This window comes from Streptomyces humi (genome assembly GCF_001005085.2).
Taxonomy (GTDB): Bacteria; Actinomycetota; Actinomycetes; order Streptomycetales; family Streptomycetaceae; genus Streptomyces; species Streptomyces humi.
The window spans coordinates 68,279-83,371 of sequence record NZ_LBMU02000065.1 but is presented as its reverse complement, the minus strand read 5'-3'; the positions used below and the strand labels follow the sequence as shown (position 1 = coordinate 83,371).

The 15,093-nt window shown below is 72.6% G+C and carries 8 protein-coding genes; 2 read left to right on the top strand and 6 right to left on the bottom strand.

Annotation, left to right across the window (positions count from 1 at the left end; translation table 11 throughout):
• Window positions 1-7: 7 nt before the first annotated feature.
• Window positions 8-1,528 carry a glycerol kinase GlpK gene (gene glpK, locus AAW13_RS27175; RefSeq protein ID WP_046731992.1) on the top strand — a complete coding sequence of 507 codons (1,521 nt, stop codon included), beginning with the start codon at window positions 8-10 and terminating at the stop codon, window positions 1,526-1,528.
• 57 nt (window positions 1,529-1,585) lie between these two features.
• Here glpK and AAW13_RS27170 read toward each other — a convergent pair whose 3' ends face one another.
• From AAW13_RS27170 to AAW13_RS27150, 5 genes are read right to left on the bottom strand one after another with little or no spacing between them, the layout of a single operon-like run.
• Window positions 1,586-2,191, bottom strand: a complete 606-nt coding sequence (locus AAW13_RS27170) for a GTP-binding protein (RefSeq protein ID WP_046731991.1) — start codon at window positions 2,189-2,191, stop codon at window positions 1,586-1,588.
• Window positions 2,172-5,858, bottom strand: a complete 3,687-nt coding sequence (locus AAW13_RS27165) for a hydantoinase B/oxoprolinase family protein (RefSeq protein WP_071659699.1) — start codon at window positions 5,856-5,858, stop codon at window positions 2,172-2,174. Before AAW13_RS27165 ends, AAW13_RS27170 begins: the two co-directional genes overlap by 20 nt.
• A 24-nt stretch (window positions 5,859-5,882) precedes the next feature.
• Window positions 5,883-6,278: a DUF742 domain-containing protein gene (locus AAW13_RS27160; protein WP_046731990.1), complete on the bottom strand. Its 396-nt coding sequence runs from the start codon at window positions 6,276-6,278 to the stop codon at window positions 5,883-5,885.
• 9 nt (window positions 6,279-6,287) lie between these two features.
• Entirely contained in the window at window positions 6,288-6,722 is a 435-nt protein-coding gene (locus AAW13_RS27155) for a roadblock/LC7 domain-containing protein (RefSeq protein WP_046731989.1), read from the bottom strand.
• Window positions 6,719-9,544: a sensor histidine kinase gene (locus AAW13_RS27150; protein WP_046732010.1), complete on the bottom strand. Its 2,826-nt coding sequence runs from the start codon at window positions 9,542-9,544 to the stop codon at window positions 6,719-6,721. The genes AAW13_RS27155 and AAW13_RS27150 overlap by 4 nt, the downstream gene beginning before the upstream one ends.
• Window positions 9,545-9,987: 443 nt before the next feature.
• On the opposite strand from AAW13_RS27150, the gene AAW13_RS27145 reads away from it, so the two are divergent.
• Window positions 9,988-10,455, top strand: coding sequence for a hypothetical protein (locus AAW13_RS27145; RefSeq protein ID WP_046731988.1), 468 nt, complete (start codon window positions 9,988-9,990; stop codon window positions 10,453-10,455).
• 36 nt (window positions 10,456-10,491) lie between these two features.
• Here the strand turns inward: AAW13_RS27145 and AAW13_RS27140 are convergent, their stop codons facing one another.
• Entirely contained in the window at window positions 10,492-15,087 is a 4,596-nt protein-coding gene (locus AAW13_RS27140) for a coiled-coil domain-containing protein (protein WP_046731987.1), read from the bottom strand.
• Between the last annotated feature and the right edge of the window lie 6 nt (window positions 15,088-15,093).

Below are 15,093 nucleotides of genomic sequence, written 5' to 3'. Positions count from 1 at the left end.
GGTAGCCATGCCGGACACCGCCGAGAAGTACGTCGCCGCCATCGACCAGGGCACCACGTCGAGCCGCTGCATCATCTTCGACCACGGCGGCGCGATCGTCGCCGTCGACCAGCGTGAGCACCGCCAGATCTTCCCCAAGCCCGGCTGGGTGGAGCACGACGCGACCGAGATCTGGTCCAAGGTGCAGGCCGTGGTGGCGGGGGCGCTCGCCAACGCGGGGCTGCGCGCCGACCAGCTGAGCGCGCTCGGCATCACCAACCAGCGCGAGACGACGGTCCTGTGGGACCGGGCCACCGGCAAACCCGTGCACAACGCGATCGTCTGGCAGGACACCCGTACCGCCGCGCTCTGCCACGAACTCGGCGGCAGCGACGGCCAGGACCGGTTCCGCGATCAGACCGGGCTGCCGCTCGCCAGCTACTTCTCCGGGCCCAAGGCGGCCTGGCTGCTGGACAACGTGCCCGGGCTCCGGGACCGGGCCGAGCGCGGCGAGATCGCCTTCGGAACCATCGACTCCTGGCTGATCTGGAACCTCACGGGTGGCGTCGACGGCGGCCGGCACGTCACCGACGTCACCAACGCCGGGCGCACCATGCTGATGAACCTGGAGACCCTGCGGTGGGACCCCGCCATCCTCGCTGCCATGAACGTCCCCGCGGCGGTCCTGCCCGAGATCAGGTCCTCCGCCGAGGTGTACGGCACCGCTGTCGGCCAGCTCGCCGGCGTGCCGGTGGCGTCCGCGCTCGGCGACCAGCAGGCGGCCGTCTTCGGGCAGGCCTGCTACGACGTCGGCACGGCGAAGAACACCTACGGGACCGGCAGTTTCCTGCTGCTCAACACCGGCGACCGGCCGGTGCCGTCCAAGAACGGGCTGCTGACGACGATGGGCTACAAGATCGGTGACGAGGCGCCGGTGTACTGCCTGGAGGGCTCGATCGCCATCACGGGCGCCCTCGTCCAGTGGTTCCGCGACCAGCTCGGCATCATCCGCACCGCCGACGAGATCGAGACCCTGGCCGCGAGCGTCGACGACAACGGCGGCGCCTACATCGTGCCGGCCTTCTCCGGTCTGTTCGCCCCCTACTGGCGTTCGGACGCACGTGGCGTCGTCACCGGGCTGACCAGGTACGTCACCAAGGCGCATCTGGCCCGCGCGGTCCTGGAGGCGACCAGCTGGCAGACCCGGGAGGTCGTGGACGCCATGTACCAGGACTCGGGGGTGCAGATCACGACCCTGAAGGTGGACGGCGGCATGACCGGGAACAACCTTCTGATGCAGCACCAGGCCGACGTCCTCGGGGTCCCGGTGATCCGGCCCCGGGTCTCCGAGACGACCTGCCTGGGTGCCGCCTACGCGGCCGGCCTGGCCACCGGCGTCTGGAACGATCTGGACGAACTCAAGTCGCACTGGCAGAAGGACGTCGAGTGGACGCCCGCCATGGAGGCGTCGGTACGCGACCGCGAGTACGCCAACTGGCGCAAGGCGGTGGAGAAGAGCTTCGGCTGGCTCGCGGAGGACGACGGGTAACCCCCAGGGGACCACGGCCCGTACCCCGGTCGGCGGGGGTGCGGGCCGTGCCGCCGCTCAGGTGGTGACGGCCTGCCGGTGCGCCGCCGCGTAGGCCATCGCGTGCTGCACGACGCCGATGAGCACCTCCTTGACCGACCCGCGGTCCCGGGCGTCACAGAGGACGACCGGTACGTCCGGGTCGAGGTCGAGGGCGCGGCGCACGTCGTCCACCGGGTAACGGTCGGACCCCTCGAAGCAGTTGACGCCGACGAGGAACGGTATGGAACGCCGCTCGAAGTAGTCGACGGCGGCGAAACAGTCCTCCAGACGGCGCGTGTCGGCGAGCACGACGGCTCCCAGCGCGCCCTCGGACAGTTCGTCCCACATGAACCAGAACCGTTCCTGCCCGGGGGTGCCGAACAGGTACAGCACCAGGTCCTCGCGCAGGGTGATGCGGCCGAAGTCCATGGCGACGGTGGTGGTGTGCTTGCCCTCGACGCCGGAGGTGTCGTCGACCGGTCGCCCGGCCTCGGTGAGCAACTCCTCGGTGCGCAACGGCCTGATCTCGCTGACCGCGCCGACCAGCGTCGTCTTGCCCACGCCGAAGCCGCCGGCCACGAGGATCTTGAGCGTGACGGGCTCGACCGGGGGCTTGCCGCGCTCAGATCGCCCGAAGATCATCGATCTCTTCTCCTGCTTGATGAGGGTCGTTTGCTTGTTGCGGATCGTTTTCTTGCTGCGGGTCGTTTGCTTGTCGCGGGTCGTTCTTGACGGAGTTGGGTGGCGGAGGTCCGTATCCGCCGCCGCCCGGGGTCTCGATGACGAGTACGTCGTCGGGGCCGACGTCCGCCGCGTCGCTGCCGCCGAGTTCGGTGACCGTGCCGTCCGCCCGCTCCACCCGGTTGGCGCCGAGCGCGCCGGGCGCACCGCCCGCCATACCGTACGGCGGGACGCGGCGGTGCTGGGAGAGGGTGGAGACGGTCATGGGTTCGAGGAACCGGATGCGGCGGACCGCGCCGTCCCCGCCGTGCCAGCGGCCCGCGCCGCCGCTGCCCCGCCGCACGGCGAACTCGTCGAGGCGTACGGGCAGTCGCCACTCCAGGACTTCCGGGTCGGTGAGCCTGGAGTTGGTCATGTGGGTCTGTACGACGCTCGCGCCGGGGAATCCGTCACCGGCTCCGGATCCGGAGGCGACGGTCTCGTAGTACTGGTGGCGCTCGTTGCCGAAGGTGACGTTGTTCATGGTCCCGGAACCCTCGGCCTGGACGCCGAGCGCCGCGTAGAGGGCGCCGGTGAGAGCCTGGGAGGTCTCGACGTTGCCCGCGACTACGGCGGCCGGCGGCTCGGGCGCGAGCATCGAGCCGGGCGGTACGACGATGTCCAGCGGCCGCAGGCAGCCGTCGTTGAGCGGGATGTCGTCGGCGACCAGGGTGCGGAAGACGTACAGGACGGCCGCGTTGACGACGGAGAACGGGGCGTTGAAGTTCGTGGCGAGTTGCGCGGAGGTGCCGGTGAAGTCGATGGTCGCGCGCCGCCTGTCGCGGTCCACCCGCACGCGTACCCGGATCACGGCGCCGGAGTCGGTCTCGTAGGCGTACTCGCCGTCGTCCAGTGTGTCGAGGACCCGGCGGACGGCGTCCTCGGCGTTGTCCTGGACGTGCCGCATGTAGGCCTGGACGACGTCGAGGCCGAACTCCTCGATCATCCTGCCGACCTCGTCGACGCCCTTGCGGTTGGCGGCGATCTGGGCGCGCAGGTCGGCGAGGTTGGTGCGGATGTTGCGGGAGGGGTGGCGGGCGTCGGCGAGCAGCCGGTGGGTCTCGGCCTCCCGGAACCGGCCGTTCTCGGCGAGCAGCCAGTTGTCGAAGAGGACTCCTTCCTCGTCGATGGTCCGGCTGTTCGCGGGCATCGAACCGGGGGCGATGCCGCCGATCTCGGCGTGGTGGCCGCGGGAGGCGACGTAGAACAGGATCCGGTCACCCTGCGTGCCGAAGACGGGCGTGATCACGGTGACGTCGGGGAGGTGCGTGCCGCCGTGGTACGGGTCGTTGACGGCGTAGGTGTCGCCGGGGCGCATCGAGGCGCCGCGACGGCGGATGACCTCCTTGACGCTGGTGCCCATCGACCCGAGGTGGACGGGGATGTGCGGGGCGTTGGCCACCAGGTTTCCGTCGGGGTCGAACAGCGCGCAGGAGAAGTCGAGGCGTTCCTTGATGTTGACGGACTGGGCGGTGGACTCCAGCCGGGCACCCATCTGTTCGGCGATCGACATGAAGAGGTTGTTGAAGACCTCCAGCAGGACCGGATCGACTTCCGTGTCGAGATCGGAACTCTGCGTGACCGCCGCGCGTTCCATGACCAGATGCCCGTCGTCGGTCGCCGCGGCCCGCCAGCCGTCGTCGACGACGGTCGTGGCACTGGTCTCGGTGATGATCGCCGGGCCGGTGACGGACACGCCGGGAGGCAGCTCCTCGCGGCGGTGGAGGGGGACGTCGCGCCAGGCGCCGCCGGTGTGCAGGCGGACGTTCAGCGGCGCGGCGGGACGGCCTTCGTACGGGGCGAGGGCGGACAGATCGGGGGGTGGGGTGATGCCGGTGGCTTCCACGGAGAGGGCTTCGACGACGACCGGGCGGTCGAGCGTGAAGGAGTACGTGGCGCGATGACGTTCTTCGAAGGCGTGTCTCATCGCGTCGGGCTCGCCGAGTTCGACGGTCAGCGCGGTGTCGGTGCCGTCGTAGCGGAGCTGGGCGCGTCGGGTGACCTCGACACGGTCCTCGGGTACGTCCTCGGCGCGCAGTTCGGCGCGGGCCGCGGCCTCCAGGTCGTCGGCTGTCTTGCGGACGCCGGGCATGGCTGCGGGCTCCAGAGGGACCTCGACGGACTGTTCGCGCATGGCGGTGGTGTCGGCGAGCCCGATCCCCAGCGCGGACAGGACGCCCGCCATCGGCGGCACCAGCACGGTGCGGATGCCCAGCGAGTCCGCGACCAGGCACGCGTGCTGTCCGCCGGCGCCGCCGAAGGTGGTGAGGGCGTAGCGGGTGACGTCGTGGCCCTGCTGGACGGAGATCCGCTTCACGGCGCCCGCGATGTTGGCGACGGCGACGCTCAGGTAGCCCTCGGCGACCTGTTCCGGGGTCCGGTCGTCGCCGGTCCGTTCGCGGATCTCCCGTGCGAGGTCGGTGAAGCGGGCGCGGACGAGGCCGGCGTCCAGGGGCTGGTCCCCGTCCGGTCCGAAGACCTGCGGGAAGTGGGCGGGCTGGATGCGGCCGAGCATGACGTTGGCGTCGGTGACGGCGAGCGGGCCGCCGCCCCGGTAGCAGGCCGGGCCGGGGTCGGCGCCCGCCGAGTCCGGGCCGACGCGGTAGCGGGAGCCGTCGAAGTGCAGCACCGAGCCCCCGCCCGCGGCGACGGTGTGGATGTCCAGCATGGGGGCGCGCAGCCGGACGCCCGCGATCCGGGTCGTGAAGACCCGCTCGTACTCACCGGCGTAGTGGGACACGTCGGTGGAGGTCCCGCCCATGTCGAAGCCGATGACCCGGTCGAAGCCGGCGAGCCGGGACATCCGGGCCATGCCGACGATCCCGCCGGCCGGTCCGGACAGCACGGCGTCCTTGCCGCGGAACTGTCCGGCCTCGGCGAGTCCGCCGTTGGACTGCATGAACATCAGCCGCACGCCTTCGAGTTCGTCCGCGACCCGGCGGACGTAGCGGCGCAGCACGGGCGAGAGGTAGGCGTCGACGACCGCGGTGTCCCCGCGCGGGACGAGCTTCATCAGCGGGCTGACCTCGCTGGACAGCGAGATCTGCGGGAAGCCGGTACGGGCGGCCAGGTCGCCGATCGCCCGCTCGTGGGCCGGGTGGAGGTGGCTGTGCAGGCAGACGACGGCCACGGCCCGGATCCCGTCGTCGTACGCCTCCCGCAGTGGCCCCGCCAGGGCGTCCAGGTCGGGCGGGCGCAGGACGGTGCCGTCGGCGGCGATCCGTTCGTCGGCCTCGATCACCCGCTCGTACAGCAGCTCGGGCAGGTCGATGCGGCGGTCGAAGATGCGGGGGCGGTTCTGGTAGGCGATGCGCAGGGCGTCGCGGAAGCCGCGGGTGATGACCAGGAGGGTGCGCTCGCCCTTGCGTTCCAGCAGCGCGTTCGTGGCCACGGTGGTGCCCATGCGGACGGCGTCCACGGGGTCGTCGGAGCCGGCGAGGAGTTCGCGTACGCCCGCCACGGCGGCGTCGGCGTACCGCGCGGGGTTGTCGGAGAGCAGTTTGTGGGTGAGCAGCCGGCCGTCCGGGCGCCGCGCCACGACGTCGGTGAACGTACCGCCGCGGTCGACCCAGAACTGCCAGCCTGTCACGTCACTACTCCGCTTCCGTGCCGGTCACAGCGCCCGGAGGCCGTTGATCACGTCGCGCAGAATACTCTCGTCCACCAGCTCGGCCGGGGGTACCGGCCGGTTGACATGGACAAGTTCACCGTCGACGAGGTCGCCGATGAGGACCCGGACCACTCCGATGGGCAGATCGAGTTCCGAGGCCAGTTCGGCGACCGACTGCGGGACGTCGCGGCACAGCTCGACGATGTCGACGTGTTCCGGGGACAGCATCCGGTCGGCCTCTGGGTCGTCCGCGTGGGGCTCCGTGACGACCACCGCGATCAGGTCGAGGCGGTGCTGGGCCGCACTCGTGGTGCGGCCCCGCGTCATGGCGTACGGACGGACGACCGGTCCGGCCTCGTCGTCGAACCAGTGACTTCTTCCCTGGACGTCTCCGCTCATGTCATCTCACTACCCGCCCGCGGGCAGATCGGTGCGTGGAGCGGCCCCCAGATGTACGCCGACCCGCTTGACCAGCAGAGTCATCTCGTACGCGACCTGGCCGACGTCGGAGTCGGCGTCGGAGAGGACGGCGAGGCAGCTGCCGTCGCCGGCGGCGGTGACGAACAGGAACGCGTCATCGAGCTCGACGACGGTCTGCCGGACACTGCCCGCCTCGAAATGCCGGCCCACACCCTTGGCGAGGCTGTGGAAGCCGGAGGCGACGGCCGCCAGGTGCTCGCTGTCCTCTCTGGTGAGGTCCTTGGAGACACCGGTGGGCAGGCCGTCGCCGGAGAGCACGACGGCCTTGCGGATGCTGGCCACCCGGTCCACGAGTTCGTCCAGGAGCCAGTTCAGCTCGCCCTTGTTCGTCGCCGTGTGGCCGGTCGTCTTCGGATCGGTCATCGACCGTCCCCCTTAGTCGTTCCTTGTGCTGTGCCGTTCCGGGACCCGTCGCCCGTGGCGTTCTCCTCACGTCCGCGCTGCCAGCCGCGCTGGAGCGAGGCCATGCGGCTGCGGACCTCGTCGGCGTCGCGCTCGACGGGTTCCGGTTCGCGCGGAGCGGGTCGTGCGGGGTCCTGTCGCAGCTGTGGGGCCAGGTTGGCCTGCCGTACCCGCCGGGGCAGCGGCCGGGTGCCGGACTCGGCCTCCGGGGATGCGCTGCCGAGGGGCGGGACGGAGTCGTCGGTGCCGCTGCCGGCGGTGATCTCGGAGCGGCGGGCGCGCCGGGGCAGGGCGGCGGGCCCGGTGGGTGCTGCCGGAGCCGCCGGGTGTTCCGCGGCGCGTTCGGCCGGGCCGGTGGCGCCGTGTGCGGCGGGATCGGTGCGGCGGCGGGACGGCAGCGGGGCGAGTCCGCCCGGTTCGGTGCGGGGCGGATCGGCGGGTTCCCGCTCGTCGGGCGTGGCGCGGCGGGAGCGCTGCTCGGTGACGGGCTTGCCGTGCGAGCTGACCAGCTTGGGCGCCCGTCGCCGCCTGGGCAGCGACACGGGTTCGCCGGGGCGCTCGTCGTGGAAGCCGTCCGTGGTGCCGGGCTCGGGCTGGTGAAGCTCGCTCATGGCGGCCCCGGTGTCGTCTCCGGCCCGCGCGCGGGAGCGGCGGGGGCGGAACAGTCCGCCGCGTTCGCTGTCGTCACCGGTGAGGGCGCCCGGGAAGCCGTCCAGCGCGTCCAGGTCGACGGGGGCCTCCAGTTCCACCGGCCCGTCCAACAGAGCGGCCGGCATGCCGGGCCGCTGCGCCGGGACCTGGGTCAGGGCGGTGGCGCGGCTCTCCTCGGCCGCCGGCTCCACGGCGGAGTGATCGCGGTCGAGGCGGAAGCCGATGCCGTTGGTGTCGGGGACGTCGTCGGTGAGCAGCACGTCGGGTATGAAGACGACGGCGGTGGTGCCGCCGTACGGGGACGGCTGGAGCGAGACGCGGACGTTCTGGCGCTGGGCCAGGCGGCTGACCACGAACAGGCCGAGCCGGTCGGTGTCGGAGAGCTCGAACTCCGGTGTCTCGGCGAGCCTGAGGTTGGCGTCGAGCAGCGCCTCGGCGGCCATGCCGAGCCCCCGGTCGTGGATCTCCAGGGTGAAGCCGTTGGCGACGCGTTCGCCGACGACCTGCACGGCGGTGTGCGGCGGCGAGAACACCGTGGCGTTCTCGAGGAGTTCGGCCACCAGGTGGGTGAGGTCGGCGACGGCGGGGCCGGTGACGGCGACGCGGGGCAGTCGGCGTACCTCGATGCGCTCGTAGTCCTCGACCTCGGCGACGGCGGCACGCACCACGTCCATCAGCTGGACGGGCCGGCGCCACTGCCGCGAGGGGGCGGCGCCGGAGAGGATCACCAGGCCCTCGGCGTGCCGGCGCATCCGGGTGGTGAGGTGGTCGAGGCGGAAGAGGTCGGCGAGTTCGTCGGTGTCCTCGGTCCTGCGTTCCATGGTGTCGAGCAGGGTGAGCTGCTTGTGCAGCAGGACCTGGCTGCGGCGGGCGAGGTTGACGAAGACCTCGGAGACGCCGGACCGCAGTTCGGCCTGCTTGACGGCGGCCTCCACGGCGGCGCGCTGCAAGGTGTTGACGGCCTGGCCGACCTCGCCGATCTCGTTCCTGTCGTACTCCAGGCGCGGGACCTCGGTCTCCACGTCGACCTCCTCCCCCGCGGACAGCCGTCGCATCACGCTCGGCAGCCGGACCCCGGAGGCCTCGTGCGCCTCCTGGCGCAGCAGCCGCAGGTCGCGGATGAGGGCACGGCCGACCCGGACCGACATGACCAGCGAGAACAGGACGGCGACGAGACCGAGGACGCCCACCACGGCGGCCTGGGCGATCACGCTGACGGCGACGGGCCGGATGCGGTTCTGGTAGCCGTCGGCGACCTGGTCGTCGAGTGTGCCCAGTTCCTTGAGGACGTTGCCGGCGGCGGTGTCCCAGCTCTTCGCGCTGACGTCGTCGGGCGTCCCGGAACCGAGGGCGATCACGGACTGCTCCGCGGCCCGCAGCGGAGCGGTCGTGGCGTCCTTCCAGAAGCGGTCGAAGCGGTCGCGTTCCGAGGCCGGCAGCAGCGGCAGGCTCGTGTCGTACAGGAGGGTGCGCTGGGCGACGAGGTCGGAGATCTCACGGGACTCGTCACGGGAGACCTTCCCGACCACCAGGGACGAGCCGAGCAGCGCGTCCTCGCGGGAGAGGAGTTCCCGGGCGAGGGTGAGGTTGTCGAGGGCGTGGCCCTGCTTCTCCATCGCGACGTCGTCCATGCCGTCGAGGCTGGTGAGCAGCGCGTAGCAGGGATCGACGAGGCGGTTGTACAGGTCGAAGGCCTGGGCGCGGGCGACGGTGCCGCCCTCGACGCTGCGGCGCAGGGGGGCGATCCCGTCGAACGCGTCGAGCACGGCGGTGAGGCGTTCGCCGTCGTCGGCGTTCAGGCCGTCGCGGACGTTCTCCTTCTTGGCGTTGCCGCGGAGCTCGGCGACCGCGCTGTCGGTGGCGGTGCGGGTGCGGCGCAGGGCGGCCAGCGCGTCGGCGGCGCGCGGGTCGGCGAGATAGACGAGGGTCTGCCGGCGTTCCTGCTGGAGGACCTGAATGGCGTCGTCGGTCGGGTAGCCGATGTCCTCGACGACGGTCGACACCTGGAACAGCCGGCTGACTTCGCGTCCGGTGAGCACGGCCGCGAAGCCCCAGACGGCGGTCAGGGACACCAGCGGCACGAGAAGCAGCGCCACGATCTTCCGGCGGATCGACTTCCCGCGAAAGCGCATGGCCTCCCCCAGCTCGACCCCCGTCGCGCGGGGGTACATATGTGCGTCAACAAACGGCGCGAGCCTACTACCGCCACATGGATAACTCGAAGACCTGTCCGGACGGTGAACTTCCGCATCGGGGCCGAGACATGGCGGACAGACAGGAACAGACAGGAGGAGTTGTCCGGGCATTGCGGGAGATTGCCACCGCGATCGCGTCGGCTTCGCGCGAGTGGGGCGGGAACGCCACGAAGGATCAGTTGGCCGGAATTTTTCGCTGGTTGGGAATCTTCGGGCGAGTTCGTTCGTCCTTGTTGATGAGTGACGGGTATGGAATCGGCCACAGGAGCCGCATCCCGTACCTGGGCGGCGTAAAACAACGTAAGCCGGGCAGCCACTGGGGAGTCGGGGTCATCGGACCCCGGGGCAAGGGTCTGCCGGCGGTGGGGAGTGACACGTTGATGGGGACGGCTCAGCGGCGCTTGGCGTCCGAGGACGGTGCGGCGACGCGCTCGACGGTGCAACAGCAGGCGCAGTACCGGCCGTTGTGGGTCGAGGAACCCGCCAAGCGGTACCGGATGCCGGATCCGGTACGCACGGCGGGGGTGCGGGCGCTGATCATCATCTCGGTGACGCTGATCCAGGCGATGGTGGCGTTCTTCTGCACGATGGCGGAGTCCTGGCTGGCGTTCCCGATGGTGATCAGCAGCGTGGCGAGCACGCTGGTGGCCACCTGGAGCGTGGTCGACGTCTGGGTGACCCGCCAGGTGTGGAACCAGCGCAACGGCGTGGTCTCGGAACCGAGCAGCACGGCGCGGACGCTGCGCCGGGAGCGGCGCGCCGTCCGACGGCAGGAGCGCGCCGCCGAGCGGGAGCAGGAGCGGATACGGCGGCGCGGCGGCCGGACCGGGCAGCTGTCCCACCCCTGAGGCCGCCGCGGCGGCCCGGAGCCTGGCGGAGGGACTTCAGGCCGACGGCTTCTTGAACATCCGGGTGGCCGTGATCTCGCTGTGCACCGCCTCGCCTGCCTGCGGCTGCTGCGGCAGTCCGGGCCGGAGATGTTCCTCCACGCTGATGTACTTCAGACCGGCCCGCAGATCGGCGTCGTTGCGCAAGCGAATGACCAACGGGAACTCGGCCAGCGCGGTGGTGTCGAACAGACCGGTCGTGTAGAGCAGTTGCACGCCCAGCGCGTCCGACACGGCTCGCTGGAGCTCCAGCAGGTAGGTGGCGTTGGCCCGGCCGATGGGGTTGTCGAGGAACAGGGTGCCGGCGTGCCGGTGCTTGTCCCGCCCCCGGTCGTTGGACCGCAGCGCGGCCATCGTGCAGTACAGGGCGATGGCAGCGGTCAGCAGCTGCCCGCCGGAGAACACGTCGCCCATCTGCCCCACCGGCACCCGCTCCGCGCGCAGCACCGCGTCCGGCTTGAGGATCTCGACGGCGATGCCCTTCGGTTGCAGTGCCGCGCCGACACCTCGCAGCAGCAGGGACATTCCGTCCCGTCGCAGATCGGAGTTCTTCTTCACGGCGGCCCGGGTCGCCTCGTCGACGACCTCGCCGAGGCGTTCGGTGAGGGTGGCCTGGTCGGGCTCCTCGAAGCGGATGCGCAGGAACTCCTGCCCGGACCACTCGCCGAGCCCCTCGGGCAGCCGGGACAGCCGCTGGGCGGACCGCAGGGTGGCCAGCGCGGACTCCACCAGCCCACGCAGCCGGTCCACGATCGAGTCCCGGTTCCGTTCCAGCTGGGCCAGTTCGTCGGTGAGCACCCGCAGCCGGGGCGCGAAGGCGTCGGCCCACTTCTGGGCGTGCTCGGGCAGCGCGGCGGCGGGCAGCTCACGGATCTGCTGCCGGGCGGGGGTGCGCACCGCCTCGTAGCGGGTGGAGTTGGCGTGCCGTACGAGGACGTCACTCGCCTCGCGCACGGCGGCCTCGGCGGCGGACAGGTCACCGGCGCAGCCGCGCAGTGACCTGCGGGCCTCGGCGGCAGCCTGCCGGGCCTCCTCCGGGCTGCCGGGATAGGGCTCGGGCTCCCCCTGCTCCTCCTCGGCGGTGTGTTCGCGCAGCAGGTCACGGAGCATGGCGGCGAGTTCGTCGAAGCCACCTGCCGCGTCCTCGGCCGCCCGGTGGGCGTCGAGCAGTTCGGCGTGGGCCTCGCGGGCCTGGGTCAGCGCCTCGGTGCGGGAGGCCAGTTCGGCCGTGGTCGTGCGCAGCAGGGCCTGCGCGTGCTCGGCGTCGCGCGGCTGGAGTTCCTCGGGAAGCTCGGTGTGGGCCTCGCCGTCCTCGGGGGCGTGCCGTTCGGCCTCCCCGCGCAACCGCCCGAGCTGCTCGCTCGCTGTGGACATGCGCGTCTCCAGGAGCTGCACCAGTTCCTCCGCGCGGGCGGCTGCGGCCTGCCGTGAGGGCCCGTCGGAGCCGTCCGGCGACTGGAGCAACTGCTCCGCGCGGGTGCGGACCTTGTTGCTCAGCCGGTTCAGCTCGGCGAGGGCGGCGCTGTCGTCGCTCTCCGCGCGGGCCTGCTCGGCCCGGAGGTCGGCGCCGACGCCGACCTTCTCGTAGACCTGGGAGGCGGTCCGGTAGGCCTCGCGGAGGGCGGGCAGCGAGGACTTCGGCGCGTCCTCGTCCGCCTCCGGTACGTCGTCGGGGGCGCCGGCGATCTCGGAGCGCTCGGCACGCAGCGCGCGGGCGGTACGGCGGGCGTCGTCGGCGGCTCGCTGGGCGCCGCGCCGGTCCTCGTCGGCGGCTCGCGCGCGCTCCAGGCAGGACTGGGCCCGGGCCTCCGACTCGGTGGCCTCGTCGGCTAGTTCGCGCAGCTTGACCTGCCAGCCGGCCCGCTCCCGCAGCCGGAACGCGAGGCCGGCGAGGGCGTCGGCGGCGCGCCGGGCCTTCTGGGCGGCCTCCTGCCGTTCGTCGCGCAGCCGCGCGGCCTCGGCGGCGGCCTCCTCGGTCTCGGCCCGCACGGTCCGGGCCTCGGCCAGCTCGGCCTCGGACTCCTCGGCGAACACCCGCGCCTCCCGGGCGGCCCGCGCCAGCTCGACGAGCTGCCCGGCCGGACAGCCGGTACGCCAGGAGGCGAGCCGGGCCGCCAGTTCACGGTCCTTGCCGAGCCGGGCCGCGAGGGCGCGGATCTCCTCGTCCCGCTCGGTCGCCCGTGCCCGCAGCGTCTGCCGCTCCTCGTCGGCGGCGTGCTCGTCGTGCATGGCCGGGTTCGGCGGTACGAGGAACACGTCGCCGGGGGTGGCGTCGGCGGGCGGGGTCGGTGCGAGCAGGGCGGCGGCCGTGCCGACGGCGACGGCGGAGCGCGGCAGCAGGGCCGCGTCGCCCAGCGCCTCGCGGGCCCGGGCGTGGGTGTCGGGGTCGGTGATGATGACGCCGTCGACCAGTTCGGGGCGGGCGGCGAGGACGCGCGCGTGGTCGGCGGGGTCGACGGCCTGTGCGAGGTAGCGCCAGCCGGGCAGCGCCGGGATGCCGTGTTCGCCGAGGAACTCGACGGTGGCCAGCACGTCGGGTCCGGGCGGCAGCAGACCGCCGTCACCGAGGGCGCCGAGGATGCGGGAGTCGTCGGCGGCCGCCGTGCGCAGCTCGAACAGGTGGCGCTCGGCTGAGCCCACGGCGTCGTCGAGGAGTTCGCGCAGTTCGTCGGCGAACCGGTCCAGTTCCTCGGGGGTGAGCGTGTCGTCGCCGCCCTCGTGCCGGGGCCGCGGAATGGTCGTACGGGAACCGGTGAGGCCCAGTAGTTCGGCGAGCCGCTCCTCCGCGGCCAGGCCCTCGGCGAGCCGCTTCTCGGCGTCGTACGAGCGCCCGGCCGCCGTCGCCGCGTCCGCCGCGCGGGCCGCGGTGAGTTCGGCGCGGGACTCGGCGGAGGCCGCCTCGCGGGCGAGTTCGGCCGACCGGCGGGAGGCCTCGCGGGCGGTGTCCCAGGCGGCCACGGCGCTCTTCTCGGCGTCGCTCGCGGCCAGGGCGGCCCGGGCCGGGTCGGCGTCGGGCGCGGTGTCGTCGAGCCAGCCCGCGCGGACCGCCTCCGCGGTCTCCTGCTGGACCTCGCTGAGGCGCTGGCGCAGGTGCCCCACCTCGCTGCGGGCACGTTGCGCCTCGGTGGCGGCGGCGGTGGAGTCCCGGTACGCGGAGTCGCTGACCTCCTGGAGCGCGGCGGACCGCTCCTCCTCCTCGTTGGCGAGGTTCTCGGCGTTCTCGGCGGCGGCGTGCAGGGCCCGTACGAGGTCGACGGCGGCCTTGGCGCGCGCGGCGAGGGCGGGGGCCGCGTCGCGTTCGGCCTCCTGGATGGCGGCGGCGACCCGGGCGACGCGGTCGGCGGCGGCGCGGTGCCGCAGTACGGCCTCGGCGGCCTGCCAGGCGGAGTGCAGGGTGCGCGCGTCGGCCAGCTCGCGCTTCTGTGCGGCGGCGGACTTCTCGCCCGCGGCCAGCGCCAGCGAGGCGTGCCGGTAGGCGAGTTCGGCGGCGATCAGCGCGCTGCGCTCGCGGGCGCCCTCGGAGTGGGTGACGGTGTGGGCGGCGGCCGTGACCCGCTGGGCGAGGTCGGCGGCGCGCGTCCGCTCCTCGGCGCCCCGCGCGGTCAGCCGCCTGGCCAGCGTGCGGGTACGGCGTTCGGCGCCCGCGTGGATGTCACGCGCGCGGGAGCGTGCCTCGGCGGCCTCCACGATCCGCCCGAGCAGGTCCACCGAGCCGGCGGTGAAGTCCCGTTCGGCGATCAGTTCGGCCCGTCGGCCCAGTTTGTTGCCGAAACCGCCGACCAGGTCGGCGAGCCCGTCCGTGTCCCGGGTGTCGGTGACGGCGCGCAGCAGCAGGTCGGTGAAGTCGGAGTCCTTCTTGACCGCGAACAGGCCGGCGGCCTCGCCCTCGTCGGCGTTCATCTCCCGCTGGTAGCGGAAGAGTTCGGGGTCCAGGCCGAGGTCGCCGAGGTGCTCGATCCAGCGGTCGTGGATCTCCTCCCAGTGCACTTCGAGGTGGGGGTAGAACTTGCCCGCCTCGGTGATGGCGTCCCGGAAGCCCTTCATGGTGCGCCGCCGCCCCTGTGCTCCGGAGGCGCCCTCCACGGGCGGCCGTACGGCGGTGGACTCGGCGACCGGAAGACTGTCCAGGGAGAGGCCGGGCCCGGGCCGGAACGAGTACCAGGCCTCCGCGAACTTGCGCGGGTCGTTGGAGACCTGCCGTCCCCGCCATTCGCTGACCTTGCCGACGACCACGCACTCACCGGTGAGCGTGTGCTGCCACTCCAGGGCGACGTGCCCGCAGTCGTCCGCCAGCAGGAACTTGCGCAGCACACCCGAGCTCGCGCCGCCGAGGGTGTTGCGGTGCCCGGGCAGCATCACCGAGAAGATCAGCTTGAGCAGTACCGACTTGCCGCCGCCGTTCTCCAGGAAGAGCACGCCGGCGGGCGCGGGCCGGCGCGGCGGGCCGACCGGCTCCTCCTCGAAGAACTCGGCCTGGGCGGGCGCGGGGTCGGGCACCGGCTCGCCGACGCCCCGCAGGTCCAGCACGGTGTCGGCGTAGCGCGCACCGGCCGGCCCGATCGAGTAGAGGCGGACCCGGGACAGCTCGTACATGGCGGA